This is a genomic window from Mesorhizobium sp. M1322 (assembly GCF_040318085.1).
Classification (GTDB): domain Bacteria; phylum Pseudomonadota; class Alphaproteobacteria; order Rhizobiales; family Rhizobiaceae; genus Mesorhizobium.
Genome location: NZ_JAMYLP010000057.1, coordinates 1 through 26,258, shown reverse-complemented (window position 1 = coordinate 26,258; position 26,258 = coordinate 1). Strand labels below are relative to the sequence as shown.

The 26,258-nt window shown below is 63.2% G+C and carries 29 protein-coding genes; 7 read left to right on the top strand and 22 right to left on the bottom strand.

From position 1 onward, the window contains the following. Positions 1–9: 9 nt before the first annotated feature. From plsX to NKH12_RS20070, 3 genes are all read right to left on the bottom strand, one after another. Complete coding sequence (gene plsX, locus NKH12_RS20080) at positions 10–1,080, bottom strand: phosphate acyltransferase PlsX (protein WP_352954729.1); 1,071 nt, start codon at positions 1,078–1,080, stop codon at positions 10–12. A gap of 131 nt (positions 1,081–1,211) precedes the next feature. Next, entirely contained in the window at positions 1,212–1,760 is a 549-nt protein-coding gene (locus tag NKH12_RS20075) for a YceD family protein (RefSeq protein ID WP_352954728.1), read from the bottom strand. Positions 1,761–1,767: 7 nt separating this feature from the next. Then, positions 1,768–2,310 (bottom strand): ubiquinol-cytochrome C chaperone family protein, encoded by a 543-nt coding sequence (locus NKH12_RS20070; protein ID WP_352954727.1) that lies wholly within the window; start codon positions 2,308–2,310, stop codon positions 1,768–1,770. Positions 2,311–2,424: 114 nt separating this feature from the next. Here NKH12_RS20070 and NKH12_RS20065 point away from each other — a divergent pair, with 114 nt between their 5' ends. Beyond that, on the top strand, positions 2,425–2,970 hold the full coding sequence (locus tag NKH12_RS20065) for an outer membrane protein assembly factor BamE (protein WP_352954726.1): 546 nt from the start codon (positions 2,425–2,427) through the stop codon (positions 2,968–2,970). A gap of 275 nt (positions 2,971–3,245) precedes the next feature. Here NKH12_RS20065 and NKH12_RS20060 read toward each other — a convergent pair whose 3' ends face one another. After that, the gene (locus NKH12_RS20060; RefSeq protein WP_352954725.1) at positions 3,246–5,387 is read right to left on the bottom strand and encodes a sodium-translocating pyrophosphatase; all 2,142 of its coding nucleotides are present in this window, start codon (positions 5,385–5,387) and stop codon (positions 3,246–3,248) included. A 233-nt stretch (positions 5,388–5,620) separates the two neighbouring features. Beyond that, complete coding sequence (locus NKH12_RS20055; RefSeq protein WP_352954724.1) at positions 5,621–5,734, bottom strand: DUF2165 family protein; 114 nt, start codon at positions 5,732–5,734, stop codon at positions 5,621–5,623. 105 nt (positions 5,735–5,839) lie between these two features. On the opposite strand from NKH12_RS20055, the gene NKH12_RS20050 reads away from it, so the two are divergent. Together NKH12_RS20050 and NKH12_RS20045 are read left to right on the top strand one after the other, a co-directional pair. Beyond that, entirely contained in the window at positions 5,840–6,040 is a 201-nt protein-coding gene (locus NKH12_RS20050) for a type II toxin-antitoxin system HicB family antitoxin (protein WP_023798395.1), read from the top strand. Next, positions 6,037–6,243, top strand: a complete 207-nt coding sequence (locus tag NKH12_RS20045) for a type II toxin-antitoxin system HicA family toxin (RefSeq protein ID WP_352954723.1) — start codon at positions 6,037–6,039, stop codon at positions 6,241–6,243. Before NKH12_RS20050 ends, NKH12_RS20045 begins: the two co-directional genes overlap by 4 nt. 10 nt (positions 6,244–6,253) lie before the next feature. Here the strand turns inward: NKH12_RS20045 and NKH12_RS20040 are convergent, their stop codons facing one another. From NKH12_RS20040 to NKH12_RS19960, 17 genes are all read right to left on the bottom strand, one after another. Then, a complete protein-coding gene (locus tag NKH12_RS20040) occupies positions 6,254–7,018 on the bottom strand; it encodes an ABC transporter permease (RefSeq protein ID WP_352954722.1) in 765 nt (254 codons plus the stop codon). Beyond that, positions 7,015–7,953: an ABC transporter ATP-binding protein gene (locus NKH12_RS20035; protein ID WP_352954721.1), complete on the bottom strand. Its 939-nt coding sequence runs from the start codon at positions 7,951–7,953 to the stop codon at positions 7,015–7,017. Before NKH12_RS20035 ends, NKH12_RS20040 begins: the two co-directional genes overlap by 4 nt. After that, positions 7,950–9,116, bottom strand: coding sequence for an ABC transporter permease (locus NKH12_RS20030; RefSeq protein WP_352954720.1), 1,167 nt, complete (start codon positions 9,114–9,116; stop codon positions 7,950–7,952). Before NKH12_RS20030 ends, NKH12_RS20035 begins: the two co-directional genes overlap by 4 nt. A gap of 208 nt (positions 9,117–9,324) precedes the next feature. Further along, positions 9,325–10,236, bottom strand: a complete 912-nt coding sequence (osmF, locus tag NKH12_RS20025) for a glycine betaine ABC transporter substrate-binding protein OsmF (protein WP_352954719.1) — start codon at positions 10,234–10,236, stop codon at positions 9,325–9,327. Positions 10,237–10,488: 252 nt separating this feature from the next. Further along, positions 10,489–11,709 (bottom strand): MFS transporter, encoded by a 1,221-nt coding sequence (locus NKH12_RS20020; protein WP_352954718.1) that lies wholly within the window; start codon positions 11,707–11,709, stop codon positions 10,489–10,491. Further along, the gene (gene nusB, locus NKH12_RS20015) at positions 11,706–12,206 is read right to left on the bottom strand and encodes a transcription antitermination factor NusB (RefSeq protein ID WP_023798402.1); all 501 of its coding nucleotides are present in this window, start codon (positions 12,204–12,206) and stop codon (positions 11,706–11,708) included. The genes NKH12_RS20020 and nusB overlap by 4 nt, the downstream gene beginning before the upstream one ends. Further along, positions 12,203–12,697, bottom strand: a complete 495-nt coding sequence (gene ribH, locus NKH12_RS20010) for a 6,7-dimethyl-8-ribityllumazine synthase (RefSeq protein WP_352954717.1) — start codon at positions 12,695–12,697, stop codon at positions 12,203–12,205. Before ribH ends, nusB begins: the two co-directional genes overlap by 4 nt. 434 nt (positions 12,698–13,131) lie before the next feature. Further along, a complete protein-coding gene (locus NKH12_RS20005) occupies positions 13,132–13,749 on the bottom strand; it encodes a riboflavin synthase (RefSeq protein ID WP_352954716.1) in 618 nt (205 codons plus the stop codon). A 61-nt stretch (positions 13,750–13,810) separates the two neighbouring features. After that, complete coding sequence (gene ribD / locus NKH12_RS20000; protein ID WP_352954715.1) at positions 13,811–14,932, bottom strand: bifunctional diaminohydroxyphosphoribosylaminopyrimidine deaminase/5-amino-6-(5-phosphoribosylamino)uracil reductase RibD; 1,122 nt, start codon at positions 14,930–14,932, stop codon at positions 13,811–13,813. Positions 14,933–14,934: 2 nt separating this feature from the next. Next, on the bottom strand, positions 14,935–15,411 hold the full coding sequence (gene nrdR, locus NKH12_RS19995; RefSeq protein WP_023798407.1) for a transcriptional regulator NrdR: 477 nt from the start codon (positions 15,409–15,411) through the stop codon (positions 14,935–14,937). 150 nt (positions 15,412–15,561) lie between these two features. After that, complete coding sequence (locus tag NKH12_RS19990; RefSeq protein ID WP_502910817.1) at positions 15,562–16,146, bottom strand: hypothetical protein; 585 nt, start codon at positions 16,144–16,146, stop codon at positions 15,562–15,564. An 81-nt stretch (positions 16,147–16,227) separates the two neighbouring features. Then, entirely contained in the window at positions 16,228–17,541 is a 1,314-nt protein-coding gene (gene glyA, locus NKH12_RS19985; protein WP_352954713.1) for a serine hydroxymethyltransferase, read from the bottom strand. Between the two features lie 118 nt (positions 17,542–17,659). Beyond that, entirely contained in the window at positions 17,660–19,300 is a 1,641-nt protein-coding gene (locus NKH12_RS19980) for a Na+/H+ antiporter (protein ID WP_352954712.1), read from the bottom strand. A gap of 107 nt (positions 19,301–19,407) precedes the next feature. Beyond that, positions 19,408–20,661, bottom strand: coding sequence for a L,D-transpeptidase family protein (locus NKH12_RS19975; RefSeq protein ID WP_352954711.1), 1,254 nt, complete (start codon positions 20,659–20,661; stop codon positions 19,408–19,410). A 334-nt stretch (positions 20,662–20,995) separates the two neighbouring features. Beyond that, positions 20,996–21,511, bottom strand: a complete 516-nt coding sequence (ldtR, locus tag NKH12_RS19970) for a transcriptional regulator LdtR (RefSeq protein WP_027154640.1) — start codon at positions 21,509–21,511, stop codon at positions 20,996–20,998. A 278-nt stretch (positions 21,512–21,789) separates the two neighbouring features. After that, positions 21,790–22,212 (bottom strand): DUF6163 family protein, encoded by a 423-nt coding sequence (locus NKH12_RS19965; protein WP_352954710.1) that lies wholly within the window; start codon positions 22,210–22,212, stop codon positions 21,790–21,792. Next, positions 22,209–23,249, bottom strand: a complete 1,041-nt coding sequence (locus NKH12_RS19960; RefSeq protein ID WP_352954709.1) for an enoyl-CoA hydratase/isomerase family protein — start codon at positions 23,247–23,249, stop codon at positions 22,209–22,211. The genes NKH12_RS19965 and NKH12_RS19960 overlap by 4 nt, the downstream gene beginning before the upstream one ends. A 204-nt stretch (positions 23,250–23,453) precedes the next feature. On the opposite strand from NKH12_RS19960, the gene hemB reads away from it, so the two are divergent. The 4 genes from hemB to NKH12_RS19940 all read left to right on the top strand — a co-directional run bounded on the left by hemB (position 23,454) and on the right by NKH12_RS19940 (position 25,979). After that, the gene (hemB, locus tag NKH12_RS19955; RefSeq protein ID WP_352954708.1) at positions 23,454–24,485 is read left to right on the top strand and encodes a porphobilinogen synthase; all 1,032 of its coding nucleotides are present in this window, start codon (positions 23,454–23,456) and stop codon (positions 24,483–24,485) included. A gap of 48 nt (positions 24,486–24,533) precedes the next feature. Continuing rightward, positions 24,534–24,830 carry a nucleotidyltransferase family protein gene (locus NKH12_RS19950; protein WP_126041134.1) on the top strand — a complete coding sequence of 99 codons (297 nt, stop codon included), beginning with the start codon at positions 24,534–24,536 and terminating at the stop codon, positions 24,828–24,830. Then, positions 24,830–25,180 (top strand): HepT-like ribonuclease domain-containing protein, encoded by a 351-nt coding sequence (locus NKH12_RS19945; protein WP_352954707.1) that lies wholly within the window; start codon positions 24,830–24,832, stop codon positions 25,178–25,180. Before NKH12_RS19950 ends, NKH12_RS19945 begins: the two co-directional genes overlap by 1 nt. 154 nt (positions 25,181–25,334) lie before the next feature. Next, positions 25,335–25,979 (top strand): dihydrofolate reductase family protein, encoded by a 645-nt coding sequence (locus tag NKH12_RS19940; protein ID WP_352954706.1) that lies wholly within the window; start codon positions 25,335–25,337, stop codon positions 25,977–25,979. The last annotated feature ends 279 nt before the right edge of the window (positions 25,980–26,258 follow it).

Sequence of the window (26,258 nt, the reverse complement as noted above, 5' to 3'; positions counted from 1 at the left end):
GGCTCTTTCCTATTCCTCTGCGTCGGCAACGACGTCGGATTTCCGAGTTGTCTGGGCATGCGGATTGCGCGCATGGAACAGGTCGAGATCGGCTTCGATGCGATCGAGCAGATTGTTGCGCACCATGTCGTAGCCAAGCTCGATGGCCGCCGCGAAGCCGTCCGAATCGGCCCCGCCATGGCTTTTCACCACGATGCCGTTCAGACCCAGGAAAACACCGCCATTGGAGCGGCCGACATCCATTTTTTCGCGCAGGCGATCGAAGGCGCCTTTGGCGAATATATAGCCGATCCTGGCCATCAGCGTCCGGTCCATCGCGGCACGCAGATAACCGGCGATCTGTCGTACCGTGCCTTCCGCCGTCTTCAGCGCGATGTTGCCGGCAAATCCTTCGGTGACGACCACGTCGACCGTGCCCTTGCCGATGTCGTCGCCCTCGACGAAACCATGGTAGTTCATCGAGGCCATGTTGGCCTCGCGCAACATGCGGCCCGCTTCCTTGACCTCTTCCTGGCCCTTGATCTCCTCGACGCCGACATTGAGCAGGCCGACGCTCGGCCGTTCGATGCCGAAAACCGAGCGCGCCATTCCAGTGCCCAGAATGGCAAAATCAACCAGTTGATGCGCATCCGCGCCGATGGTGGCGCCGACGTCCAGCACCACGCTTTCGCCGCGCAATGTCGGCCAGAGCGCCGCGATCGCCGGCCGGTCGATGGTCGCCATGGTGCGAAGGCAGAACCTCGACATCGCCATCAGCGCGCCGGTGTTGCCGGCCGAGATACAGGCGTCGGCAGTACCTGCCTTGACCGCCTCGACCGCTTTCCACATCGACGACTTCCAGCGGCCATGGCGCAGCGCCTGGCTCGGCTTGTCGTCCATCCTGACTGCTATCTCACAGTGAATGAACTCGCACACTTCCGCCAGCTTGGGGAGTTTTGCGAGTTCGGGGCGCACCGCCTCCTCGCGACCATAGATGACGAAGCGGATGTCGGGACGCCGGGTCGCGACCGTCATGAGCGCCGGGATGACCACGCTTGGTCCGTGATCGCCACCCATGGCATCGATGGAAATCCTGATCACGCGGTGTTCATCTCACAGTTTGCTTGAGCGAGCGCCTGGCGCTGGCAACGGTTTTGGGGCTCGCGAAGGTTCGGCGAAAATAGCGTTTTTGGGCTGCCGCACAACCGGCTTTCTCCGATTGGATCGGGTTTTCAGGATTTTCCCAGCAGAGAACGCAGCTTTTGCTGGAATTCGCTTTCCGCAGTCCCGGCATCGTCGGCAGCCTCCACTGAAACGCCTTGCTTGCGCGGATAGGGATCGATCGCCAACCCAAAGAACTGTTCGGCGAGCGCCCCGACATCGATCGTATTGCCGGAAAATGTTTCCGGGCTGTCCGGCCCTTCGGCATCGAGCATTATCTCGCCGCCGCCCTCGAAACCCTGCCGCCCGAGCTTGGACTGCTCCGGCAGGAACAGTCCGTCGACCGCCTCGTCGATATGCGCCTCGACCGGGTCGAGGGTGACGATGCAGGCCTGGGTGATATCGGCCTCGACGCGGCCGCTGACCTTGACGCCGTTGCGCTTCCATGGCGTCACCAGCAGTTCGGCACGGTAGTTCTCGACCGAGAGCAAATCGTGCTCGCCCGCCAGCGCGGCGCGCTGCGCGGCGTCGGCCTCGATCACCACCGGCAGTCCCTTTTGCGGCAGCCGGGCGACATTGGCCACGAAGGACACGGGGCTCTGGGAATCGGCGTGTTTCATCTTTTCCTTAGATAGTCTTGGGGACGGGGAATGCCACCGTGCCGGAAACAATCGATTCTGTCGGCTGTTGCGCGAGTCGCCTGGAGACATCGGCGACGTAGCCGGCCAGATGCGTTGCTTGTGGCCAGGTGCCGGCATCGGGCCTGACATTGCGGGCAAGGGCAGCGACGAGTGCATCATGGTCGTTTCGTTCCAGCGCATCGTCATAGGCGGCGGTGCGGCCATAGAACATCTTCGCCAGTTTCTTCATGCGCTTCGGCACGCCGACGTCGCCGATGCCCAGTTCCCGCAGCGAATGCTCGACATCCATGAAGAATTCGTCGATCAGCACCTGCGCGACCTCCCCGGCAACACCGCCCTCGCCGCGCAGCCGGTGCTGGAACAGGAACATGTGCAGCGACAGCATCTCGAAGCGGCCAAGCGGCGTGTCCGGTACATTCCAGTCGGAATAAAACACGGTTTGCCGCGCCGCTGCCACGATTTGTGCGTAAAGCGCCTCGGTGATAGCGCGGTTGGCGTGACGTTCGCGACCAAAAAGGCGCTGGAACATTGAGGGTGGTCTCCCGGGGACCGTTTGTTGAATTGGCCTTGTTGCATCGGCGAGCAAGCTGGTTTACCGGTTTTGCGGCCCAGCGCAAGTTGCGGCCAGCTAATGGAGTTGTAGTTGCGCGCGCTGAAATTCAAGTCGACTTTTCTGACCAGGTCCGCTTTGCCCAAGTCCGCCGGCGCGATCTCGCTGCTGGTGGTTGCTTCGGCGCTGTCCGCCTGCAACTCGTCGAAGATGATCGGTGATCTCAATCCGAGCGAGACGCTGACGCAGGGCTACGTCATCGACCAGCAGGCAATCGATCTGGTGCCGGTCGGCTCGAGCCGCGAACAGGTGCTTCTGGCGCTCGGCACGCCGTCGACGAAGGCGACTTTCGACAACGAGGCCTTCTACTACATCTCGCAGACGCGCAAGCGTTACGTCGCCTTCGACAAGCCGAGGCTAGTCGACCAGAAGGTGCTGGCGGTCTATTTCGGCGAGGACGGGCGCGTTACCCAGATCGCCAATTACGGCTTGAAGGACGGCAAGGTGTTCGACTTCATCTCGCGGACCACGCCGACCGGCGGCAAGGACCAGAACTTCCTCAGCCAGATCATCAACGGCGCCAGCAAGCTGGCGCCCGGCCTCCCCGGTGGCGGCGGCAGCTCGCTTGGCGGCACCTGATCCATCCCGACAGAATCGGCTTCTCATCCTTTCCTTTTGCTTCCCTGGAAGCAGCAACATCTCAGGCGACCGAAAACCCGCGGGAGCGATCCTGCGGGTTTTTGTTTTGAGACAGCAGCTATTGTCGCAGGCTGCGGGCCCAAGACGACTTGAACGCGTTGTTCGACCCGTCACGGGCGTCAATGCCCTATGCTGGACGTCCAAAATAGAAGAACCCGCGGGATCGCTCCCGCGGGTTCGGTTCTGGATTTCGGGCCCGGAAGGGCCGAGCGGCCTCAGCCGTGCGCGAGCACGGCCAGCAGCAGCAGGGCGACGATGTTGGTGATCTTGATCGCCGGGTTGACTGCCGGGCCGGCGGTGTCCTTGTAGGGATCGCCGACCGTGTCGCCGGTCACCGAAGCCTTGTGTGCCTCGGAACCTTTGAGGTGCTTGACGCCGTTCTTGTCGGTGAAGCCGTCCTCGAACGATTTTTTCGCGTTGTCCCAGGCGCCGCCACCAGAGGTCATCGAGATGGCGACGAACAGGCCGTTGACGATGACGCCGAGCAGCGAAGCGCCAAGCGCCGCAAAGGCGGACGCCTTCGAGCCCGAGATCAGCAGCACGCCGAAATACACGACCAGCGGCGCCAGCACCGGCAGCAGCGAGGGAATGATCATTTCCCGGATCGCCGCCTTGGTCAGAAGATCGACCGCTCGCGCATAGTTCGGCTTCGATGTGCCGGCCATGATGCCCGGATCCTCGCGGAACTGCTTGCGCACCTCCTCGACGATGGCGCCAGCCGCACGGCCGACGGCGGTCATGGCGATGCCGCCGAACAGATACGGAATCAGACCGCCGAAGATCAGGCCGGCGACGACGTAAGGGTTGGAGAGGTCGAAAGAGACTTCGCCCATGCCCTGGAAGTAAGGATATTTGTCGCTATTGGCGGCAAAGAACTTCAGGTCGTTGGAGTAGGCCGCAAACAGCACCAGCGCGCCAAGGCCGGCCGAGCCGATGGCGTAACCCTTGGTCACCGCCTTGGTGGTGTTGCCGACGGCGTCGAGCGCATCGGTGGACTGGCGCACTTCCTTGGGCAAGCCGGCCATTTCGGCAATGCCGCCGGCATTGTCAGTGACCGGGCCGAAGGCGTCGAGCGCAACGATCATGCCGGCAAGGCCGAGCATCGTGGTGACTGCGATCGCCGTGCCGTAGAGGCCGGCGAGCTGGTAGGTGGATATGATGCCGCCGACGATGACGATCGCCGGAAGCGCCGTCGATTCCAGCGACACCGCAAGACCCTGGATGACGTTGGTGCCGTGACCGGTGACCGAAGCCTGGGCGATCGAGTTCACCGGGCGCTTGTCGGTGCCGGTATAGTATTCGGTGATCACCACGATGAGGCCGGTCACCACGAGACCGATCAGACCGCAGATGAACAGGTTCGTGCCGGTGATGGCCATGCCGGCGACAGTTCCGATCTCGCCCCAGCCCAGCGTTGCCGAGGTGGCGACGCCGAGGCCGCCGATCGACAGCAGACCGGTGACGATCAGGCCTTTATAGAGCGCGCCCATGATCGAGCCGTTGGAGCCAAGCTTGACGAAAAAAGTGCCGACAATGGAGGTCAGGATGCAGGCGCCGCAGATGGCCAGCGGATAGAGCATCGTGGCGCTGAGAACAGCGGTGCCGCCGAAGAAGATGGCGGCGAGGACCATGGTGGCGACCACGGTCACCGCATAGGTCTCGAACAGGTCGGCGGCCATGCCGGCGCAGTCGCCGACATTGTCGCCGACATTGTCGGCGATGGTGGCCGGATTGCGTGGATCGTCTTCGGGAATGCCGGCTTCGACCTTGCCGACGAGATCGCCGCCGACGTCGGCGCCCTTGGTGAAGATGCCGCCGCCGAGACGGGCGAAGATCGAGATCAGCGAGGCGCCGAAGCCGAGCGAAACCAGCGAGTCGATGACGATGCGGTCGTTGGGCTGAAGGCCCATGAATTGCGTGAGGATCAGGTAGTAGATCGAGACGCCGAGCAGGGCCAGGCCAGCAACCAGCATGCCGGTGATGGCGCCCGACTTGAAGGCGATCTCGAGGCCGGCAGCGAGGCTGTTGGAAGCCGCCTGCGCGGTGCGGACATTAGCGCGCACCGAGACGTGCATGCCGATGAAGCCGGCAGCGCCCGACAGAACGGCGCCGATCAGGAAGCCGATGGCGGCGGTGATCGAAAGCAGCCACCAGGCTAGCAGCAGGACCACGACGCCGACTATGGCGATGGTGGTGTACTGGCGCGCCAGATAGGCCTGCGCGCCTTCGCGGATGGCCGCGGAAATTTCCTGCATGCGTGCATTGCCCTGATCGGCCGCGAGGACCGAACGTGTCGCCCAGATGGCGTAAAGGACTGAAAGCAGACCGCAGGCGATGACAGCTGAAATTATGGTCATTGCCGGATTTTCCTCGCTTGATGACCCAAAAGAACCCCTCCCTGGGCCGTTGAGACAGCGGAGCGGATTCCGCGCGCGGAATCCGCTCCCTTCGCACCGGCTTATGCGAAACAGGGTTGCGAACGTCAAGATATTGTTCGGTTTTTGCCCGGCTTTCGCCCAAAAGCTATGGCGGCAACACGCTCGTCGGCGCCGCCGCCCAATTAGATCGATTGAAATTGGCTTGCGGTCATTCAGCCTTTGCGTAGGTCGCCGTTCGGCTGGACGACGAAGATCAGCACCGCCAGCATGGTCATGTAGAACATGAACGCCTTCTGCTGGCCGTTCCAGATGTTGGACTGCCACACCCGTCGCGAGCCTGATCAGACAGGAGAACTTGCAGATCAGCGCTCATGCAGCTTTGCAAATACCGGCGGGCAGCCTATCTTCAGGTTGGAATTGGAGCATGACTCATGAAGTTCAAGGCGATCATTCACGAAGCCGAAGAAGGTGGTTACTGGGCCGAAGTGCCGGCAATTCCCGGCTGCGCGACCCAGGGTGAAACCTTGGACGAACTTGTCGAGAACTTGCGTGAAGCGATCGAAGGCTGCCTCTCGGTAGAGCCGTTATCTTTCACTTCAGAACCCGGCCGAGTCATGGAAATCGCTGTTTGAAGTCCATTTCCGGCAAGGAGCTTGCGCGTGCCATTGAGCGGCAAGGCTGGAAGCTTTTGCGTGTTGCCGGCAGTCATCACATCTACGGCAAGGAAGGCAGCATCGTGCGCCTTTCGATCCCGATTCACGGCAACAGGCCGCTCAAAACAGGGCTCTTGCGACATCTCTTGGCGCTGGCCGAGATGAGCGAACGCGATATCTGAGTTTTGGTGACTACGCCGTCTCCTGCCCCATGCGGCGCGCGGTGTAGCGCTCGATCGCCGACAGCCCGTCATAGATCAGCACGGCAAGGGCAGCGACGATCAGGCCGCCCTGCAGGACGAAGGCGAGGTTGTTCGACAACAGACCGGCGATGATCACCTCGCCCAGCGTCCTGGCCGCCACGGTCGAGCCGATCGTCGCGGTGGCGAGGCTGATGACCACCGACAGCCGAATACCGCCGAGAATGATCGGCGCGCTGAGCGGCAGCTCGACCTTGACCAGCCTTTGCCAGCCGGTCATGCCGGCGCCGCGCGCCGCCTCGACCACATTGACAGGCAGCGTCGTCAGCCCGGTCAGCGCGTTCTCGAAGATCGGCAGCAGGCCGTAGAGAAACAGCGCGATCAGCGTCGGCTTCTCGCCGAAGCCGACCGCCGGCACGGCAAGCGCCAGCACCGCCACCGGCGGAAAGGTCTGGCCGATATTGACCAAGCTGCGCGACAGCGGCAGGAATTCGACGCCGGCCGGCCTGGTGACCAGGATGGCAAGCGCCACGGCAACGCTGGTCGCCGCCACCGTCGCGATCAGCACGGTCCTCAGATGCAGCAGCGTCAGCGTCAAAAGGCTGCCCTGATTGTAGATTGCCGGCGCGTTGTTCTCGGTCAGCGGCTTCAGCAGCGGCTCGAACCAGCCGGGATTGGTCACGAAGGCAATGAGCAACACCCCTAGGACAAGCCTGAACAGCGACGGAAGCCAGGCTTTTACGCTGGCCTCTTTCATGCCGGCCTCGCGGCGCGTCTCACCAGCCCGTCCACGGTCACGCGACCGAGCGGCTTGCCGTCGGCGCCTTTCACCGGCAGCGCCGGGCGTCCCGACCAGAGGAGTTCGGCCAGCGCATCACGCTGGCTGGCGTCGTCGGGGATAGCCTCGCCTTCGGCGGCGCCCTTCTCGACCGCGTCGCGGACGCGGCCAAGCGACAGCAGCCTGAACGGTTTTTCGCTGGCGCCGACCAGGGTCTCGACGAAGGCGCTGGCCGGCTTCGCCAGGATCTCGGCGGGCTTGGCATATTGCACCAGCTTGCCGGCATCCATCACCGCGATCTTGTCGCCCATATGCACCGCCTCTTCCATGTCATGGGTGACGAGGATGATGGTGGTGCCGAAGCGCTTCTGGATCGCCAGAAGATCCTCCTGCGCCTTGTTGCGGATGATCGGGTCGAGCGCGCCGAACGGCTCGTCCATCAACAGCACGTTCGGCTCCGCGGCAAGCGCCCGAGCGACGCCGACGCGCTGCTGCTGGCCGCCGGAGAGCTCGTGCGGATAGCGTGGCCCGAACGCCTCCGGATCGAGCTGGTAGAGCGTCATTAACTCGTCGACACGGCGCTTGATACGGGCCGCGTCCCAGCCGAGCAGCACCGGCACGGTGGCGATGTTCTGCGCCACCGTGCGATGCGGAAACAGTCCATGGCCCTGGATGGCGTAGCCGATGCTGCGACGCAGCTGGTAGCCGGGCAGCGAGCGGTTGTCGGCGCCGTCGAGCCTGATCACGCCCGCGGTCGGCTCGATCAGCCGGTTGATCATGCGAAGCAGCGTCGTCTTGCCGGAGCCTGAGGTGCCGACAATGACGGCGATGGTGCGCGGCTCGATCACCATCGACAGGTCGTCGACTACCGCTGTCGCGTCGTAGCGCTTGGTAATGCCTTCGATCTCGATCATGCCGGTTGCGCCTCGCGTCTCTTGGTGGAGGTCATTTCGATCACCGCGTCAAGGATGATCGCGGCGGCAAAGGCCATAGCCACCGTCGGCACGGCGCCGAGCAGCACCAGGTCCATCGCCGTCTGGCCAACGCCCTGGAACACGAACACGCCGAAGCCGCCGCCGCCGATCAGCGCGGCAATGGTGGCAAGGCCGATGTTCTGGACCAGCACGATGCGGATGCCGGTGAGGATCACCGGGAAGGCCAACGGAAATTCGACGCCGAACAGGCGCTGACGCTCGGTCATGCCCATGCCGCGCGCCGCCTCGTTTGCCGCGCGCGGCACCCCGGCAAGCCCGACCACGGTGTTGGCCACCACCGGCAGCAGCGAATAGAGGAACAGGGCGACGAAAGCGGGTGCGGTGCCGATGCCGCGAATGCCGAGGGAGGCAGCGCCGGGCACATGCGTTGCAACCCAGCCGAGCGGCGCGATCAAAAGGCCGAACAGCGCGATCGAGGGAATGGTCTGGATGATGTTCAGCACGTTGAGCACGCCGGCCCGCAATTTTTCGATGCGGTGGCAGAGGATGCCGAGCGGCAGGCCTGATAGCACTGCTGCCGCCAGCGAGCCCAGCGCCAGCGTCACATGCTTGGAGCCTTCCGCCCAGAAACTGTCGGCACGGTTGGCATATTCCTTCAGGATCGACAGACTGTTCCAGCTTCCCGAGACCAGCAGCAGGCCGATGGCCAGAGCTGCGACGACGAGCACGCCGATCCGCCCCGATGGTGACAGGTTCAACCTTGTCAGCACATCGGCGAGCAAAAGCGTAAAGGCGAAGATGAGCAGCCAGAAACCGGAGGCCGGCGAGATGCGGGCAAAGGTGTTGCCCTCAGGCGTCAGGAAGCTGCCGGCGATACCGATCAGCAGCGCCAGTGCTGCAAGCGCGACCACACTGGCGGCCAGGCGCAGGATCAGCGGCGTCTTCAACAGCGCGATGAGCGCCGCGGCGACGACGATCGCCAGCAGCAGCGGGCCTGCCGCCGCAGGCAGAGCCTCGAGGATCGAGCGTGCCTCGCCGGGTACGATGCGGTTTGCGCGAAAAGTGGCGAAGGGCGCCGCGAAGGCGGCATAGGCAACGATCGCGGCGATGACCACGCCGAGCTTGTCGAAGCGGACGGTCATGGCTGTTCCCCAAGAGATGGAACTAGCGCCTTCACAGACAGCAGCCGTTCTTTGGAGATTTGCGAAAGCCGGGGCGAAATCCGATCTCCCCCGCAAGGGGGGAGATTGGCAGTTCCGCCGACCGCACTCTCTTGAGGCCATCGAGGGGGAGATGGCCGGCAGGCCGGAGGGGGGTGCCGCGCACCGATGTCACGATTTCAGGAACGGCCTACTTCAAAAATCCGTTCTTCTTCAAAAAGTCTTCGGCGACGCCCTTGACCGGCTCGCCGCCGACCTGCACGCGGCCGTTCAACTCCTGCAGGGTGACGAGGTCGAGCTTGGCGAACACCGGCTTCAGCAGCGTCTCGATTTCCGGATGCTCCTTCAGCACCGCCTCGCGGATGATCGGCGCCGGCTGGTAGACCGGCTGCACGCCCTTGTCGTCTTCGAGCACGATCAGGCCGGACGGCGCGATGCCGCCATCGGTGCCGTAGACCATGGCGGCGTTAGCGCCGTTGGTCTGGTTCGCCGCAGCAGCGATGGTCGCCGCCGTGTCGCCGCCGGACAGCGTGATCAGCTGGTCCGGCTTAAGCGTGAAGCCATAGGTGGTCTGGAAAGCCGGCAGCGCGGCAGCCGAATTGACGAATTCGGCCGAGGCCGCCAGCACCACCTGGCCGCCGCCGGAGACATATTTGCCGAAGTCGGACAACGTCGCCAGCTTGTTGGTCTCAGCGACATCCTTGCGCAGCGCGATCGCCCAAGTGTTGTTGGCCGGCGACGGCGACAGCCAGACGATCTTGTTGGCGTCGTAGTCGAGCTTTTTGGCCATTTCATAGCCCTTGGCGGCGTCCTTCCACACGGGATCGTCGGCCTTTTCGAAGAAGAAGGCGGCATTGCCGGTGTATTCCGGGTAGATGTCGATCTCGCCGGCGGTGATCGCCTTGCGCACCACAGGAGTGCCGCCGAGCTGGATGCGGTCGGTGGTCTGGATGTTGTTGGCGTTCAGCACCAGCTGGATGATGTTGCCGAGCACGCCGCCTTCGGTGTCGATCTTCGACGACACGACCACCTGAGCGCTCGCCGAGGCTGCGGTGATGCCGAGCGCCACAGCCGCGCCGGCCAGAACCTTGACTGAAAACATTTCACAAATCCCTTGCTGAGAACCGGACTACGGCTGCCGCATATAAGCATGGCTTCAATGCCCCGTCGGAGTACACGGTTTCATAAGAAGGGTGATGGGCGCAATAATTTTGTTCGGATGCGGGTGAGCCCGCCGGTGCCTCGTCCCGACAACGTCATGTCACTACAGCGCCGCCCGTCCGCTTGGACGCGCAAAGGACGCTGTAGCACTTTTGCTTTTGCGCATGATCCTTTTCGAACCTTCGGTTCGGGGTCATGCGCTGGTCGGCCGTACGCTTGTCATCTTCAACACGCTCAGTGCCACGAAGCACAGAACCGTCACCGGGAAGATGATCCAGTTCAGCAACTCCCAGCCCCAGGCATTGTAGACCGCGCCCGACATCAGCGAGGCGAAAGCGACGGAGCCGAACAGGACGAAGTCGTGAAAACCCTGGACCTTGCTCTTTTCGGATGGCCGGTAGCTGTCGGCGACCATGGCGGTGGCGCCGATGAAGCCGAAATTCCAGCCAAGGCCGAGCAGGATCAGCGCCGTCCAGAACTGCCACAGTGCCAGGCCTGACAGCGCCACCACGGCGCAGCCGATCAGCAGCACAAGTCCGGTTGCGACAATCCGTTCGGCGCCGAAGCGATAGATCAGCGAGCCGGTGAAGAAACTCGGCGCGAACATCGCCATGACATGCCAGGAAATGCCGAGCGTGGCATCGTCGGTCGACAAGCCGCAGCCGACCATAGCGAGTGGTGCGCCGGTCATGACGAAGCTCATCAGCGCGTAGCTGCCGACGGCACAAAACAGCGCCGCCACAAAGCGCGGCCTGGTCACGATCTCGGCGAGCGGCCGCGCGTCGCTGTCGGCGATTTCCGCTTTGCCCGTCGCCTTGGCAGGGATGCGCAGGAGCGACAGGATGGCGGCGCCGACCGCCGCCAGCACCAGGATTGAGGCGAACGAGCCGGCAAACATCACCGGTGCAAACAATTCGCGGGTGAAGATGACGATCTGCGGCCCGAGTATGGCGGTGACGATGCCGCCGGCCAGGACGAAGGAGATGGCGCGCGCCTTGAATTCAGACGGCGCGTTGTCGGCGGCGGCGAAACGGAATTGCTGGACGAAGGCACCGCCGATGCCGATCACCAACAGGCCGAAGGCAAACAGCCAAAAGCTGGCCTGGAATAGCGCCAACGTGGCGACCAGACCGCCGAGCGCGGTGACGATCGTGCCGGTCATGAAGCCGTCGCGCTGGCCGAGCCGGCGGATGATGGCTGCTGCCGGCAGGGCGCCGAGCGCCACGCCGACGTTGAAGCCGGTGATCGGTGCGGTCGCCAGCGACTTGTCGGAACCGAGCAGATAATGTCCGGCCAACCCACCCACGGAAATGGCGATGGGTGCGGCCGAACCGATGATCGCTTGCGAAGCGGCAAGGATGAGCGCCGTGCGGCGCGCTTCCCTGCCAGCCTCGGCGATAGCGACGGCCGTCATGAAGCGTCCTTGCCGCGCCCCTCGCCGCGCACCCGGCGCGACACGCGATCGAGCACCGCGTTGACCAGCTTCGGCTCATCTTCTTCGTAAAACGCCTTGGCGATATCGACATATTCCGAAACGATGACAGCCACCGGTACGTCCTCTCGCTTCATCAGTTCGTAGACGCCGGCGCGCAATATGGCGCGCAGGGTCGAATCGAGCCTGGACAACGGCCAGTCCTCGGTCAGCGCCTGGCGGATGATCGGATCAATGGTCTTCTGGTTCTCGACGACGCCGGCAAGGATGGCGCGAAACCATTGTGCGTCGGCCTCGCGATAGAGCGCGCCGTCGACTTCCTTGCCAAGCCTGAACGCCTCGTATTCGGCGGTGATCTCGAAGACGCCGCTGCCGGCCACATCCATCTGGTAGAGCGCCTGCACGGCGGCCAGACGGGCAGCACCGCGCTTGTTGGCGTGGCGCACCGCGGGCTGGCCGGGTGATGCGGGTTCGCTCATGATCGCTCCCCCAACTGTTGCTTGAGGGCAATCATAGTCAGCGCCGCACGCGCCGCAAAGCCGCCCTTGTCGCCTTCCAAACGCCTGGCCCGCGTCCACGCCTGCTCGTCGTTTTCGGTGGTCAGGATGCCGTTGCCGATGCAGACCGCTTCCTGCACGGAGAGATCCATCAGGGCACGGCTGGATTCATTGGCGACGATGTCGAAATGATAGGTGTCACCGCGCACGACGGTGCCAAGGGCGACAAAACCGTCATAACTCGGCCCGCCTTCGGCGGCGCCGTCGAGCGCGAAGGAAATCACCGCGGGAATTTCGAGAGAACCCGGAACGGTAACGACATCGTATGTCGCGCCCGCTTCGTCGAGCGCGCCTGTCGCGCCTTCGAGCAGCGCGTCGGCAAGATCGTCATGGAAGCGTGCCTCGATGACAAGAAGGTGGGCCTTCTTCTTCGGGCGAATGAACGCTTTGCCGTGTTGGGATGTGCCAGCCATAGATGTCTCCGGGATCGCCGGTGACTTAGGCCGAAGCCGGTTTGATCGCAAGCAGAAGATTGGTGGAAGTTATCTCCTGAGCGGCAATGCACGGCTAATGGCCCAGAAGTTTAAAGCTGCTTGAGCGCCCAGTGCAATCGGACAAATGATGGTTCGCAACCCGTGCTGGAGAGATCGATTACCGAGGCCGGCGCTGCCCCTCATTGCCCTGCCGGGCATTTCTCCCCGTAAACGGGGCGAAAGAAGCTGGCCGCAACGCCGGCGCCTTCTTGCAACGCTGGTGATTGGCGAAACCATCGATGACAGCGCCCCTCGCCCCGTTTACGGGGAGAGGTCGCCAGCAGGCGGGTGAGGGGCAGCGCCATCGGAAGGTGCTCGTCTTGTTCGAACCAACCGTATGAATCAACGCCGCTCTCCGGCAGCAACAGCGGCCATCAAAGCCCCTCTTTCGCCGCCTCGGCCAAGCGCGCCGCATAGCGGGCCATGGTGTCGATCTCAAGGTTGACGCGGTCGCCGGCCTGGCGTTCGCCCCAGGTGGTCACCGTCAGCGAGTGATGGATCAGCAGCACGTCGAAGCGGGTGCCTTCTACCTTGTTGACGGTGAGCGAGGTGCCGTCGAGCGCGGCCGAGCCCTTGGGTGCGATGAATTTGGCCAGGTCGCGCGGCGCTTCCAGCGTGAAGCGCACGGCATCGCCCTCCTCCTTGCGCGCCACGATCTCGGCGGTGCCGTCGACATGGCCTGAAACAATGTGGCCGCCGAGTTCGTCGCCGATTTTCAGCGCCCGCTCCAGATTGATCCTGGTGCCGGATTTCCAGCCCGTCGCCGTCGTCAGCCTGAGCGCCTCTTCCCAGGCCTCGACCTCGAACCAGCGCGCATTGGCGCCGCTTTCCGGCAGCGCCGTCACCGTCAGACAGACACCGCCGCACGAAATCGAGGCACCGATGGCGATCGTCTGCGGGTCATAGGCGGTGTCGATGCGCAAGCCGACGCCCTCTCTCAGCGGCGTCACGGCAGCGACGGTGCCGACATCGGTGACAATCCCGGTGAACATCAGACTCTGTCTTTCAGTTTGACCATGATCTTGTCCAAAAACCGGTTCCCACTTTTTGGGATCATGGTCTTATCCACTCGGCGTAGCTGTCTTCGCCGAAACGCATCTCGCGCAGTTTGCGAAATCCTGCCGGGATATGGTCGGCGTCGGCGGGCGATGCAATGCCGCCCTTGCCTATCGGCTCCTGCCCCTGGAACAGCACGATGCGGTCGACCAGTCCTTCGGCGAGGAAGGCCTTGGCCACCTTGGCGCCGCCCTCGACCAGCACGCTGGCCATGCCGAGCGCCGCCAAATCCTCGAGCAGTTCCGGCAGCGCAATATCGCCTTCATACGTCTCGGTGCCGATGAACCGCACGCCGGCGCGTTCGAGCGCGGCCCGCCGGTGCGGGTCGGCTTCGGCGCAGGCGGCGACATAGAGCGGAACCCGGTCGACGCCGGCGACCAGTTTCGACGTTTCCGGCAGCCTGATCTGGCGGTCGAGCACGATGCGGGCCGGCGAACGGTTTTCCAGCCCTGGCAACCGCACTGTCAGCGCCGGATCGTCCTCCAGCGCCGTGCCGATGCCGATCAAAATGCCGTCGGCTTCGGCCCGCATCAGATAGACTTCGCGCCGGGCGATGTCGCCGGTGATCGAGACCTGTCCCTCGCCTTCCATGCCGATCTTTCCGTCGCTGGAAAGCGCAAGTTTCAGGATCACTTCCGGACGTTTTTTCAGAGATCGAATGAGATAGCCGGCCATCTGCTCAGCGGCTTCTGCCACCAGCACCTTTTCGACCACTTCGACACCGGCGGCACGCAGGATCGCATAGCCCTTGCCGGACACGCGCGGATCGGGGTCGCTCACAGCCCCAACCACCCGCGTGACGCCGGCATTGAGCAGCGCATTGGCGCAAGGGGGCGTGCGGCCATGGTGGGCGCAGGGCTCCAGTGTGACATAGGCGGTGGCGCCGCGTGCGAGCTCGCCGGCCTCGGCCAGCGCCTCGGTCTCGGCATGCGGCCGACCACCAACAGCGGTGACGCCGGTGCCGACGATCATCGGCCCGGTGCCGTCGTCGCGCACGATCAGCGTGCCGACCGAAGGGTTGGTCGCGGTCCGCCCGGCATTTTTCCGCGACAGCCTGAGTGCCGCCGCCATGAAGCGGCGATCAAGAACCTCTTGTTCGGCTTGGCTGGGCCTTGCCATGCTCAGCCGGCGTCCTCTTCCTTGAGCTCGTCACCTTTGAGCTCCCCCAGCACGTCGTGAAAATCCTTAGCCTCGCGGAAATTGCGATAGACCGAGGCAAAGCGGACATAGGCGACGTCGTCGAGCGATTTCAGCGCCTCCATAACCAGGCGGCCGACCTCGCCAGAGGCGACCTCGGTCTCGCCCGAGCTTTCGAGCTGGCGCACGATGCCGGTCACCGCGCGGTCGATCCGCTCGGGATCGACATTGCGCTTGCGCACCGCGATCTCGACCGAGCGCAGTAGCTTGTCGCGGTCGAACGGCACCTTGCGTCCGGACTTCTTCACCACCACGAGGTCGCGCAACTGCACACGCTCGAAGGTGGTGAAGCGGCCGCCGCAATCGGGGCAGACACGCCGCCTGCGGATCGCTGCGCCGTCTTCGGCGGGGCGCGAATCCTTCACCTGCGTATCTTCGGACTGGCAGTAGGGACAGCGCATGGACAGCCTTGTGTTCGCGATTCTCGTGGAGCGAAAGGCTTAGAGGTTTTTGCCGCGATGGCAAAGTATGGGAGATGGCCTCTCGCGCCTCAGAAATAGCGAGGTGCGAGAAAAATTGCCAGCATCATACCAGACGGCAACACCGGCCGATTACGGCGCGACGTCACCGGTCGGGAACCCACATGACACGCCGAGGCTGCGATAGGCCTTGGTGAAGCCGTCCATCGATACGGTCGCGACCGGAATGTCGGCGAAGCTGACATCGAGTGCGCTGGCGCGGCGCATGGCACGCAGCAGCGCCAGGCTGATCTCGGGCTTATTGTTCAACATCCATTTTCCGCCGGCACCGGCCATGGTATCGACGGTCGCCTTGACCTTGCCGTTGCTGTCGCCGAACACCGCCGGAATATTCTCGCTGGTCGGCAAGTCCTTGTTCTTCATGGCGATGACAAGGTTCGGATAGCCAGAGGGCGGCAGTGCATCGCCGTTCGAGAGGGCGAGCGTGAGAGTGCCGCTGGCACCGCTCGCGTCGAGAAAGGCGGTCGAGGCAACGCAGGTCTTGCGCAGATCCTCGCCGGTATCGATCTCGTCCACAGTGGTGGACCACTTGCCGAAGGTTTCCGTCTTCGGTGTGGCTGGGGTGGGCGCAGATTGTGCCAAAGCGGACCGCGGCGAGGTGGTCAATGTGACCAACACGCCAAGCGCGGCAAAGCCAGCGACACGGAAAATCTGCATCATTGTCAAGGCTCCTGTCCGGACTCCGTCCCCACTGAAACAGTGCTCTCATACGGCCGATAAGGGTGACCTTGCGTGAGCTCAACCGAGAAAGGGATAGAGCGGAAAACGATCGGTCAGCGCGGCCACCTTCGCCTTCACCGCTGCCTCGACGGCTGCATTGCCCTCGTCGGAATTCGCAGCCTTGAGCCCGTCCAGCACTTCGGCGATCAGCTTGCCGATCTCGCGGAACTCGGCCTGGCCGAAACCGCGCGTGGTGCCGGCCGGCGTGCCGAGCCGCACGCCCGAGGTGACGAACGGCTTTTCGGGATCGAAAGGGATGCCGTTCTTGTTGCAGGTGATGTTGGCGCGGCCAAGCGCTGCCTCGGCGCGTTTGCCTGTGGCGTTCTTCGGCCTGAGGTCGACCAGCATCAGATGGTTGTCGGTGCCGCCGGAGACGATGTCGAGGCCGGTTTCCTGCAGACTGGAGGCCAGCGCCTTGGCATTGGCGGCAACACTCTCGGCATAGACCTTGAAGCTCGGCTTCAGCGCTTCGCCGAAGGCCACAGCCTTGGCGGCGATGACATGCATCAGCGGCCCGCCCTGCAGGCCCGGAAACACGGCCGAGTTCATCTTCTTGGCGATGTCCTCGTCGTTGCACAGGATCATGCCGCCACGCGGGCCGCGCAGCGACTTGTGCGTGGTGGTGGTGACCACATGGGCATATGGCAGCGGCGACGGATGCACCCCACCGGCGACCAGGCCGGCGATGTGCGCCATGTCAACCATCAGATAGGCGCCGATCGAGTCGGCGATCTCGCGAAAGCGCTTCCAGTCCCAGACGCGCGAATAGGCGGTGCCGCCGGCCAGGATCAGCTTCGGCTTGGTCTCGTGGGCGGTCTTCTCGATTGCATCCATGTCGAGCAGATGATCGTCCCTGCGCACGCCGTAGGAAACGACCTTGAACCATTTGCCGCTCATGTTGACCGGCGAACCGTGCGTCAGGTGGCCACCGGAATTGAGGTCGAGGCCCATGAAGGTGTCGCCGGGCTGCAGCAGCGCCAGGAACACCGCCTGGTTCATCTGGCTGCCGGAATTCGGCTGGACGTTGGCGAAGTTGCAGCCGAAGAGTTTTTTGGCGCGCTCGATAGCCAGTTCCTCGGCCACGTCGACAAACTGGCAGCCGCCATAGTAGCGCTTGCCCGGATAGCCCTCGGCGTATTTGTTGGTCATGATCGAGCCCTGCGCTTCCAGCACGGCGCGGGAGACGATGTTTTCCGATGCGATAAGCTCGATCTCGTGGCGTTGGCGGCTGAGTTCGTTGCGGATCGCGCCGAAGATCTCCGGATCGGCATCCTCAAGCGTCGTTTCGAAGAAGGATTCGAATTTATTCGACACTGCCGCTGCTGTTGCCATGGGTTGAAATCCTTGATCCGGGGGGGCCTGCCGCGCCATTAACACAGTTGCTTTGCCCCCGCCACGTTTGCAGCGCGAAATTTGCTGGCCGGATTGCGCCAACGCGGGTCCGCGACGCCTATTTCCCCGACTGCCGGCCTTTGAGCAGGGCCTCGGTGAGGGTGATTTCGGCGAACAGCGCCTGCATCGTATGGTCGTTGATCTCGCGGCCGCGGAACATGGCACCCACGGCGGCGCGCTCGGCCTCGATGCCGGCAAGCCTGAGCTCGAGCTCCAGCCGGCCGGCTTCACGGGCCTCGGTGCGCGCTTCATCGGCCTCGTCGGAGGCGGCGATGCGACGCCGGTAACCGGCAACGATGCTGTCGGCCACCGCCAGGCGGGCGCCGGCCTCCTCGCCATCGCTGCCGTCATTGGCGACGCTCTCGATGCGGGCGATCGCCGCATTGGCCGCGCCGACGCGCGCCCGGCGCTCCTCGGCGGCACCGGGATGCTCGCCCGGCTCGACCAGCCCGCGCGCTATCTTCGGCAAGGCAAGGCTGGCGATGACAAGCGAACAGATGATGACGCCCGCGGCGAGGAAGATCACCACATCGCGCGCCGGAAACGGCGAACCGTCCGGCATTGCTAGCGGCAACGACAGGATGCCGGCCAGCGTGATGGCGCCGCGCACGCCCGCCACCGAGCCGGCGAGCCGCACGCGCAGGCCGAACGTCTCGGCCTTGCGCTTGCCAAATCGCGCGGCAAGGCGTGCCGCGATGTCACCAACCCAGATCCACAGGAAGCGCAGCGCGATCAGGCATAGGGTAAGGATCAGCACTGTCAGGATCGGCTCGATCAGCCAATGCCGGCTGCTCAGCTCGGGCGGCACATGGCGGATGATGTCGGGAAGCTGCAGGCCAAGCAGGATGAACAGCGCACCGTTGAAGACGAAGGACAGCGTCGTCCACAGCGATATAGTCTGCATGCGCGCCGATACCCCGAGATAGCGGAATATGCCGGACCCACTGGTGAGCACACCGGCGGTGACGGCGGCCAGGATTCCGGACGCGCCGGCATGCTCGGCACCGAGATAGGCAATGAAGGGGATCAGGATCATCACCAGCACCTGCGCCTCGGCCGGCACACCGCCGATGCGGTTGAGCAGTTGCAGCGCCTTGGCGGCGGCGAACACCGCCACCACACCGGCCAGGATGCCGACGGCAACGCCGTAGAGGAAACTCAGCGAAGCCGCGGCGAAGGAAAAGCTGCCGGTCAGCACTGCTGCCACGGCGAAGCGGAACATGACGAGGCCAGACGCGTCGTTGAGCAGCGACTCGCCTTCCAGAATATGCATCAGCCGCGCCGGCACCACGTTCCGGTCGACGATCGAGGAGACGGCTACCGCGTCGGTCGGCGACAGCACCGCGGCGAGCGCGAAGGCGACGACCAGCGGGATGCTCGGCACCAACCAATGCAAGGCATAGCCGAAGCCGACGATGGTGAAGAAGACGAGCCCGATGGCAAGGTCGAGGATCGGGCCGCGCAGCGCCAGCAGTTCGCGCTTGGGCACGCCAACGGCGTCGCCGAACAAAAGCGGCGGGATGAACACCAGCAGGAACAGCTCGGGATCGATCTCGACATGGATGCCGCGCACCGGCCATGCGAGTGCAGCACCTATGGCAATCTGCAGCACCGGCAACGGCACCCGCACCAGCCGGACCAGCGCGCCGGAAACGGCGACGAAGACAAGCACAACCAGGATGAAGATGGCGACTTGCATAGGGCTATACCGAACGGTGCTTTTCCGGCTATGCGCAAAGCGCGCCATCCAGCCGGATACAAAAAGGCCGCCCTTAGCGGCGGCCTTTCCAGAAAAAAATCAGTCGCTTAGAGCGCGGAGGTGATCTGCAGCTCGTTGGCTCCGTCGAGCCCGTAGATGTCGTCGCGGAACTGCACGACGCCAGGCCCCGTCGACCAGGCCGAGATGTAGAGGAAATAGACCGGCACCGGATTGGTGACCGGCACCGGGATGTTCTCGCCGCTCTTGATCGCCGACTCGAAATACTGGCGGTTCCAGCCCGGCGTGTCGCGCAGGATCCAGGTGACGAGATCGCGCACGTTCTGGACGCGCACGCAGCCCGAGGAATCGAAGCGCATCATCTTGCCGAACAGGCTCTGCTGCGGCGTGTCGTGCATGTAGACGCCGTCCGGACTCGGGAAATTGATCTTGACCGAGGCCATCGCATTGCCGGCGCCCGGATCCTGGCGGAAGCGGTATTTCTCCGCGTCGTCGGTCGACCAGTCGACGGTCAGCGGATCGACCTCGCTGCCATCCGGTGCGAACAGGCGGATCTTGCTGTCCTTGAGATAGTTGGGGTCCTTCCGCATCAGCGGAATGATGTCCTTGCGCACGATCGATACCGGCGCGTTCCAGTAGGGATTGACGATAATCTCGTTGATCTTGGAATCGACGATCGGGGTCTGGCGGTCGATCTTGCCGACAACGGCGGTGTGGCGCAGCACGACGCGGTCGTTCTCGACCGCCTCGATCTGGGCGCCCGGGATGTCGACCAGCACATAGCGGTTGCCCAGCGTGCCGGCGCGTTCGTTCAGCCGCTGCAGATTGGTCTGCAACTGGCCAAGCCGGACCTGCGCCGAGACATTCATCGCCGCATAGGTATATTGGCCCAAGGTCCCGTCGGAAGGCAGGCCATGGCGCGCCTGGAAGCGCTTGACCGCCGCATCGACATAGGAATCGAAGGCCTCTGACAGGCCGGCGCTCTGCGCCAGGTCGCCCGAAATCATCAAGCGCCTGCGCAATGGCACCACGTCGGGGTCGACAACGCCGAGCTGCAATTTTTTGGTGTCCGGAACCCGCTCCCAGCCACCCTGCGCGACAATATTCTGATACTGCGCTATCGCCTGCTCGGTGTACGCAACGGTCTGCAGGCTGACGATCGGCAGCGTCGAGGCCACCTTGCCGCCTTGGCTGTCGCGGGCGTCGAACTGGTCGTTCCAGTTGCCGCGGCCGGAGGATTTCAGGATATCCCCGATCACGTCCTGCGCGCTGGCGCCACCGGCAACCATCGTCGCGGCCAACGCGGAGGCTCCGGAAAGGAAGAAACGGCGACTGGTTCTCATGTACGCTCCAGACATTCCTGTAACAGTTTTTTCACCGGGCGATCCCGCCCGCACTCTAGGGTGGCGTCCTTAACAATTAGCCAACCATGGCGCCTATTGCTTATGTATGAGAACGCGCCGGGCGCGACGCGCGTTCAGGGAGACGTTTGGCTTCGCCGCAACATCACCCGCATTCTCGCTTTCACCGGGAATATGGCGGCAACGTGGCCCTGACCGCGATTTGGATCGGCTGGTCCTCACGAAACAGAAAGACCGGTGCTTTTCGGCACCGGTCCTTGGGTCGCTCCCGACCGCGCTTCTATGGCGCGGATCCCCTACATGCTACGGATATGCCTTACATGCGATAGGCGATGGTATCGTTCCAGAAGCGGTCGAGGCGCTGCAAGGCGCGGTTCATCTGCTTGAATTCTTCCGTGTTGATGCCGCCGACCTGCTCGATCGAGCCGACGTGGCGCTCGTAGAGGCCGGCGACGACTTCCGCCACCTCACTGCCCTTCGGCGTCAGCGAGACCCGCACCGAACGGCGGTCGATGCGCGAGCGCTGGTGGTTGATGAAGCCGAGATCGACCAGCTTCTTGAGATTGTAGGAGACGTTCGAGCCGAGATAGTAGCCACGCGAGCGCAGCTCGCCGGCGGTCAGCTCCGAATTGCCGATGTTGAAGAGCAGCAGCGCCTGGATGGCGTTGATGTCGGAACGGCCGTTGCGGTCGAATTCGTCCTTGATCACGTCAAGCAAACGGCGGTGCAGCCGTTCCACCAGCTGCAGCGATTCCATGTACAGCGAACGGATCGCCTCGCGGCGGTCGTCGGATACGTTGGCGGTCTTCGCCGCCGGACGGGAATTGATCATTGTCTTTGCCTCTCGTTTGTCGCCTGGTGATTTTTTGTTTTTCACCTTGATCGCGACACTATCGAATACTCATAAAATTCGACTTAAACGCTAGGGCTAACAAGAGCTTACCGGTAATAGGTTTCGAAAGAGGCTTAACGAAGGGTCACCCGAACAAGGATGATTAACCTAAAGATTTAGCCAATGATTCCGGGCGGAAGCCGATAGGAGTTAGAGCGTCCTTTGCGCGTACGACAGGACGCGCCGGCGCCATTCTTGTTGAGCATCGGTCCGATGCTCTATCGCCGGCTCTGGCGCTTCTGCATCCAGATCACCACGCGAAAGACGATGTAGAGCAGCGCCACCGCCGCATGCGAGGCGAGGATCAGCGGCCGGTGGCCGAAGAGCTCGGGAAAGCCGGCATACATGACGGTCTCGGTCGCCGCGCAGATGAACCAGATCACCGGCCCCCAGGAGGCCAGCATCCACAGGCCGGCGGCGGCGAAGGGAAAGAAGACGGCGAGCGTCACCGCCGCCACCTGCCAATGCACCGGCATCAGGTCGAAGCGCCATAACGAGCCGGGGTAGAAGCCGATCAGCCGGACCCAGTACAAAATCCCGAACAACAGGCAGTAGCCTGATATGACGCGCTGGAACCAGGCAAAGATGACCTCTGTCGTCGAGGGCTGGAGCACGACGCGTCCCGAGGTGACCTCGCTCACAGCTTGAGTTCCCGTTCGCCGAGCGGAGCAAAATAGGCATCGACGTCGGCAACGCTGACGTCGTCGATGCCTGCCGGCCGCCATTGCGGCATCGAGCCCTTGTCGATGATGGCGGCGCGGATGCCTTCGTAGAAATCGTGGCCCGCAAGCATGCGGTTGAGGATACGGAACTCCATCCGCATGCATTCGTCCATCGACAGCGTCAGTCCGGTTCTGATCTCGCGCCAGGCGACATGCAGGCTGGTCGGGGAGCGGGTGCGGATCGTCGCCAGCGTCTTTGCCGCGAACGCATCGGCCGGTGCGGCGCGCTGCAGGCTGCCGATGATGTCAGCCAGCGACGGTTGCGAGAAATGGCAGGCGATCGCTTCCAGCGTCGGACTGTCCGTCTCACGCCGGGCCGGGACGGAAAAGCCGCGCAGCGCCGATTCCGGGTCGCCGGTCGCGACCAGCCTATCGAGAAAACCGGCCTGGTCCTGCGCCTTGATCGTGTGCGTCGCCAGGCCCGACCACAAAGCGTCGCCATAGCGGATGCGGTTTCCGGTCAGGGCCAGATACATTCCGAAACCGCCGCCGACATCCGGCAGGAGATGACTGGCGCCGACATCCGGGAAAAAGCCGATGCCGACTTCCGGCATGGCGAACTGGGCGTTCTCGGTCAGCACCCGATGCGAGCCGTGGAACGAGATGCCGACGCCGCCGCCCATGACGATGCCGTCGATCAGCGCGACATAGGGTTTTTCGAACCGCGCGATGCGGGCGTTCAGCCGGTATTCGTCGGCGAAGAAATCGACCGGCGGCTTTCCGGCCCGGCCGGCCTCGTAGATGTGGAGGATGTCGCCGCCGGCAGAAAACGCCCTGCCCTCGGCCTTTACGACGACGACATCGACGCCGTCGTCGCGCTCCCAGGCGCGCAGCGCCTTGTCGAGCGCCCTAACCATGCGATGGGTGACGGCGTTGAGCGCCTGCGGCCGCGCCAGCGTGATGATGCCGGCCCTGCCCAATCGTTCGAAGCGGATCTCGTCGCCGCCAAAATCCATCGCCTAAGAATCCCTCCCCGCGCCGCTGGACTGATGTGCTAAAGCGTGGCGCATGGGTGCGTCAATGCCAAGGGCAATCCTGTACGGCAACGGTCAGCCGGAATAGGTATGCCGATATCCAGGTGAGCACGGCCTGGCACAATCGTGCCGCATTGGTCAGCGACGGAAGCTCGTGATAAAAGCCGCCGATCCGGAGTTTTGGCGATGAACAAAATAACCCCAGCAAAACCTGCCGGCGCGCGCAGCGTCGACGAGATCACTGGCAGCCGCCGTTTGCGCCGCATGCGCAAGGCCGACTGGTCGCGCCGCCTCGTCCAGGAGAACCGGCTGAGCGTCGACGACCTGATCTGGCCGATCTTCGTCGTCGATGGGAAGAATGTCCGCGAGCCGATCGCCGCCATGCCCGGCGTCTTCCGCCTGTCGCTCGACCTTGCCGTCAAGGAGGCCGAGCGCGCGGCAAAACTCGGCATTCCGGCGATCGCCACCTTTCCCAATGTCGAGCTCGGCCTGCGCGATCAGACCGGTTCGCACATCCTCGATCCGGAAAACGTCATCAACCGCGCAACGCGTGCCATCAAGCACGCGGTGCCCGAGATCGGCATCATCACCGATGCGGCGCTCGATCCCTTCACCTCCCACGGCCACGATGGCATCTTGCGCGACGGCATCATCGTCAACGACCAGACCGTGGAGCAGGTCACGGCGGCTGCCGTCATCCAGGCGGCGGCCGGCGCCGATATCATTGCCCCGTCCGATATGATGGATGGCCGCATCGGCGCCATCCGCGATGCGCTCGACGCCAATGGTTTTCAGGATGTGGCAATCATGTCCTACGCGACGAAATTTGCTTCCGCCTTCTATGGACCTTATCGCGAGGCGGTCGGAACCGCTGGCCTGCTCAAGGGCGACAAGAAGACCTATTATCTCGACCACGCGAATTCCGACGAGGCGGTGCGCGAGGCCGAGCAGGACCTCGCCGAGGGCGCCGACATGCTGATGGTCAAGCCCGGCCTGCCCTATCTCGACATCATCCGCAGGCTGAAGGACGAATTCCGGATGCCGACCTTCGCCTATCAGGTGTCGGGCGAATATTCGATGATCAAGGCGGCCGCCGCCAATGGCTGGATCGACGGGGACAAGGCGATGCTGGAATCGCTGCTAGCCTTCAAGCGCGCCGGCTGCGACGGCATTCTTACCTATTTCGCGCCCGAAGTGGCGGCGATGCTGAAGGGGTAGTACTCGCGATCATTTTGGGATTTTGCTGCAATCCGCTAGAATGGACCCATGAGCAGGAATGAGGTCATCGAACGGTTGCAGAGAAACGCAGATGCCATCAAAGGCATGGGCGCGACTTCGCTTTATCTGTTCGGGTCGGCGGCGCGGGACGATGCACAGCCGGACAGCGATCTTGATCTGTTCATCGACTATGATCCGGCGCGACGCTTTTCTCTGATCGATCTGGTCGGCATCAAGCAGTTTCTGGAAGAGAAGATGTCAGCGGAAATCGACATCACCACACGTGACAGCCTTCATCCTATGTTGAAGGCCGAGATCGAACAATCGGCCGTGCGCGTATTCTGATGGCAGTCCGCCGGATTGAGCCGATCCTGGCCGAGATTATAGCGGCTTTGGATGGCATCGGCGCTGCCACCGCCGGCAAGACTCTGGATGATTTTCGTGACGACTGGCTGCTTCGTCATGGCGTTGAGCGCGGCATCGAGATTATTTCCGAAGCCACCCGGCACATCCCGGACGATTTGATCGCTCTTGCTCCAGAAATTCCCTGGAAGCAGATCCGTGGAATAGGCAACATTTTGCGTCACGAATACCACAAGACTTCCGACGCTATCATCTGGACCGTACTGACAGACAGTCTGCCGCCGCTGCGCATAGCTATCGAGCGCATCCTCGAGGCATCGCGGCGCAAGTAACTGCCGCTGCAACCACTTGGCGGTGATCCTGATGCGGCTGGCCCAAACCAGCCGCCCATCGCTCGGCGCGATTCAAAATACCGCTTGCAAAATGCAATCACTCTAGCTAAGAACAACACTGCTTGCATTTAACAACTGGTTTAAGGAGGCAGTCATGTCCAAGCTGAGTGTCAACGCTTTCACCGTGTCAATCGACGGTTATGGCGCCGGTCCCGACCAGGATCTGAAAGAGCCGCTGGGCGTCGGCGGGGAAGCCTTGCACAACTGGATGTTCGGCACCCGAACCTTCCGCAACATGTCTGGCGAAGATCGCGGGACCACGGACATGGACGACGGGTTCGTGGCGCGCAGCTTCGAAAATGTTGGGGCGTGGATAATGGGCCGCAACATGTTCGGGCCGATCCGCGGCGAGTGGCCGGACGAAAGCTGGAAAGGCTGGTGGGGAGACAATCCGCCCTACCATGTACCGGTCTTCGTGCTCACCCATTATCCGCGGGATCCTATCGTGATGGAGGGCGGCACGACCTTCTATTTCGTGACCGACGGCATTCACTCGGCGCTTGAAAAGGCGAAAGCAGCGGCTGATGGCAAGGATGTACGGCTCGGCGGTGGCGTCGCCACGATCCAGCAATATCTCAGGGAAAAGCTCATCGACGACATGCATCTGGCGATATCGCCGATGCTGCTCGGCTCCGGAGAGAATCTGTTTGCCGGCATCGACATGCTCAAGCTCGGCTACCGCTGCAGCGAGCAGGTCGCGACGCCGAATGCCACGCATGTCATCATTGAGCGCGCGTAGTTCTCACTGCGGGCGCAGCCCTCTGCGCCGCGATCCTTCGCGCCCCCCTCTGTCCTGCCGGACATCTCCCCCACACGGGGGTGTTTGGACCGGGGACATCGCGAACAGGCGTGCGAGGACATCGCGAACAGTTTCCCATCTTATCGTTGGCTTACGTTGAGGTCGATGGTTTGGATTTTCTGATTCTGGTCGGGGCAAGCTTCCAGCACCAGCGAGAAGCGCGAATGATCGTCGAGCACGGTCAACGGATGCAGCCGCCCGGCGCGCAATGGCACATGG

What these genes read in the sequence shown, in the direction of transcription:
- NKH12_RS19940 (WP_352954706.1), top strand. Translation starts at nt 25,335, where the DNA reads ATGTCCAAGCTGAGTGTCAACGCTTTCACCGTGTCAATCGACGGTTAT.
- NKH12_RS20005 (WP_352954716.1), bottom strand. Translation starts at nt 13,749, where the DNA reads ATGTTCACCGGGATTGTCACCGATGTCGGCACCGTCGCTGCCGTGACG.
- glyA (WP_352954713.1), bottom strand. Translation starts at nt 17,541, where the DNA reads ATGGCAACAGCAGCGGCAGTGTCGAATAAATTCGAATCCTTCTTCGAA.
- ldtR (WP_027154640.1), bottom strand. Translation starts at nt 21,511, where the DNA reads ATGATCAATTCCCGTCCGGCGGCGAAGACCGCCAACGTATCCGACGAC.
- NKH12_RS20050 (WP_023798395.1), top strand. Translation starts at nt 5,840, where the DNA reads ATGAAGTTCAAGGCGATCATTCACGAAGCCGAAGAAGGTGGTTACTGG.
- NKH12_RS20020 (WP_352954718.1), bottom strand. Translation starts at nt 11,709, where the DNA reads ATGACGGCCGTCGCTATCGCCGAGGCTGGCAGGGAAGCGCGCCGCACG.
- NKH12_RS20075 (WP_352954728.1), bottom strand. Translation starts at nt 1,760, where the DNA reads ATGAAACACGCCGATTCCCAGAGCCCCGTGTCCTTCGTGGCCAATGTC.
- NKH12_RS20035 (WP_352954721.1), bottom strand. Translation starts at nt 7,953, where the DNA reads ATGATCGAGATCGAAGGCATTACCAAGCGCTACGACGCGACAGCGGTA.
- hemB (WP_352954708.1), top strand. Translation starts at nt 23,454, where the DNA reads ATGAACAAAATAACCCCAGCAAAACCTGCCGGCGCGCGCAGCGTCGAC.
- ribD (WP_352954715.1), bottom strand. Translation starts at nt 14,932, where the DNA reads ATGGCAAGGCCCAGCCAAGCCGAACAAGAGGTTCTTGATCGCCGCTTC.
- NKH12_RS19990 (WP_502910817.1), bottom strand. Translation starts at nt 16,146, where the DNA reads ATGCAGATTTTCCGTGTCGCTGGCTTTGCCGCGCTTGGCGTGTTGGTC.
- NKH12_RS19960 (WP_352954709.1), bottom strand. Translation starts at nt 23,249, where the DNA reads ATGGATTTTGGCGGCGACGAGATCCGCTTCGAACGATTGGGCAGGGCC.
- NKH12_RS19975 (WP_352954711.1), bottom strand. Translation starts at nt 20,661, where the DNA reads ATGAGAACCAGTCGCCGTTTCTTCCTTTCCGGAGCCTCCGCGTTGGCC.
- NKH12_RS20060 (WP_352954725.1), bottom strand. Translation starts at nt 5,387, where the DNA reads ATGACCATAATTTCAGCTGTCATCGCCTGCGGTCTGCTTTCAGTCCTT.
- NKH12_RS19980 (WP_352954712.1), bottom strand. Translation starts at nt 19,300, where the DNA reads ATGCAAGTCGCCATCTTCATCCTGGTTGTGCTTGTCTTCGTCGCCGTT.
- NKH12_RS19945 (WP_352954707.1), top strand. Translation starts at nt 24,830, where the DNA reads ATGGCAGTCCGCCGGATTGAGCCGATCCTGGCCGAGATTATAGCGGCT.
- NKH12_RS20030 (WP_352954720.1), bottom strand. Translation starts at nt 9,116, where the DNA reads ATGACCGTCCGCTTCGACAAGCTCGGCGTGGTCATCGCCGCGATCGTT.
- NKH12_RS19950 (WP_126041134.1), top strand. Translation starts at nt 24,534, where the DNA reads ATGAGCAGGAATGAGGTCATCGAACGGTTGCAGAGAAACGCAGATGCC.
- NKH12_RS20070 (WP_352954727.1), bottom strand. Translation starts at nt 2,310, where the DNA reads ATGTTCCAGCGCCTTTTTGGTCGCGAACGTCACGCCAACCGCGCTATC.
- nrdR (WP_023798407.1), bottom strand. Translation starts at nt 15,411, where the DNA reads ATGCGCTGTCCCTACTGCCAGTCCGAAGATACGCAGGTGAAGGATTCG.
- osmF (WP_352954719.1), bottom strand. Translation starts at nt 10,236, where the DNA reads ATGTTTTCAGTCAAGGTTCTGGCCGGCGCGGCTGTGGCGCTCGGCATC.
- nusB (WP_023798402.1), bottom strand. Translation starts at nt 12,206, where the DNA reads ATGAGCGAACCCGCATCACCCGGCCAGCCCGCGGTGCGCCACGCCAAC.
- ribH (WP_352954717.1), bottom strand. Translation starts at nt 12,697, where the DNA reads ATGGCTGGCACATCCCAACACGGCAAAGCGTTCATTCGCCCGAAGAAG.
- NKH12_RS20040 (WP_352954722.1), bottom strand. Translation starts at nt 7,018, where the DNA reads ATGAAAGAGGCCAGCGTAAAAGCCTGGCTTCCGTCGCTGTTCAGGCTT.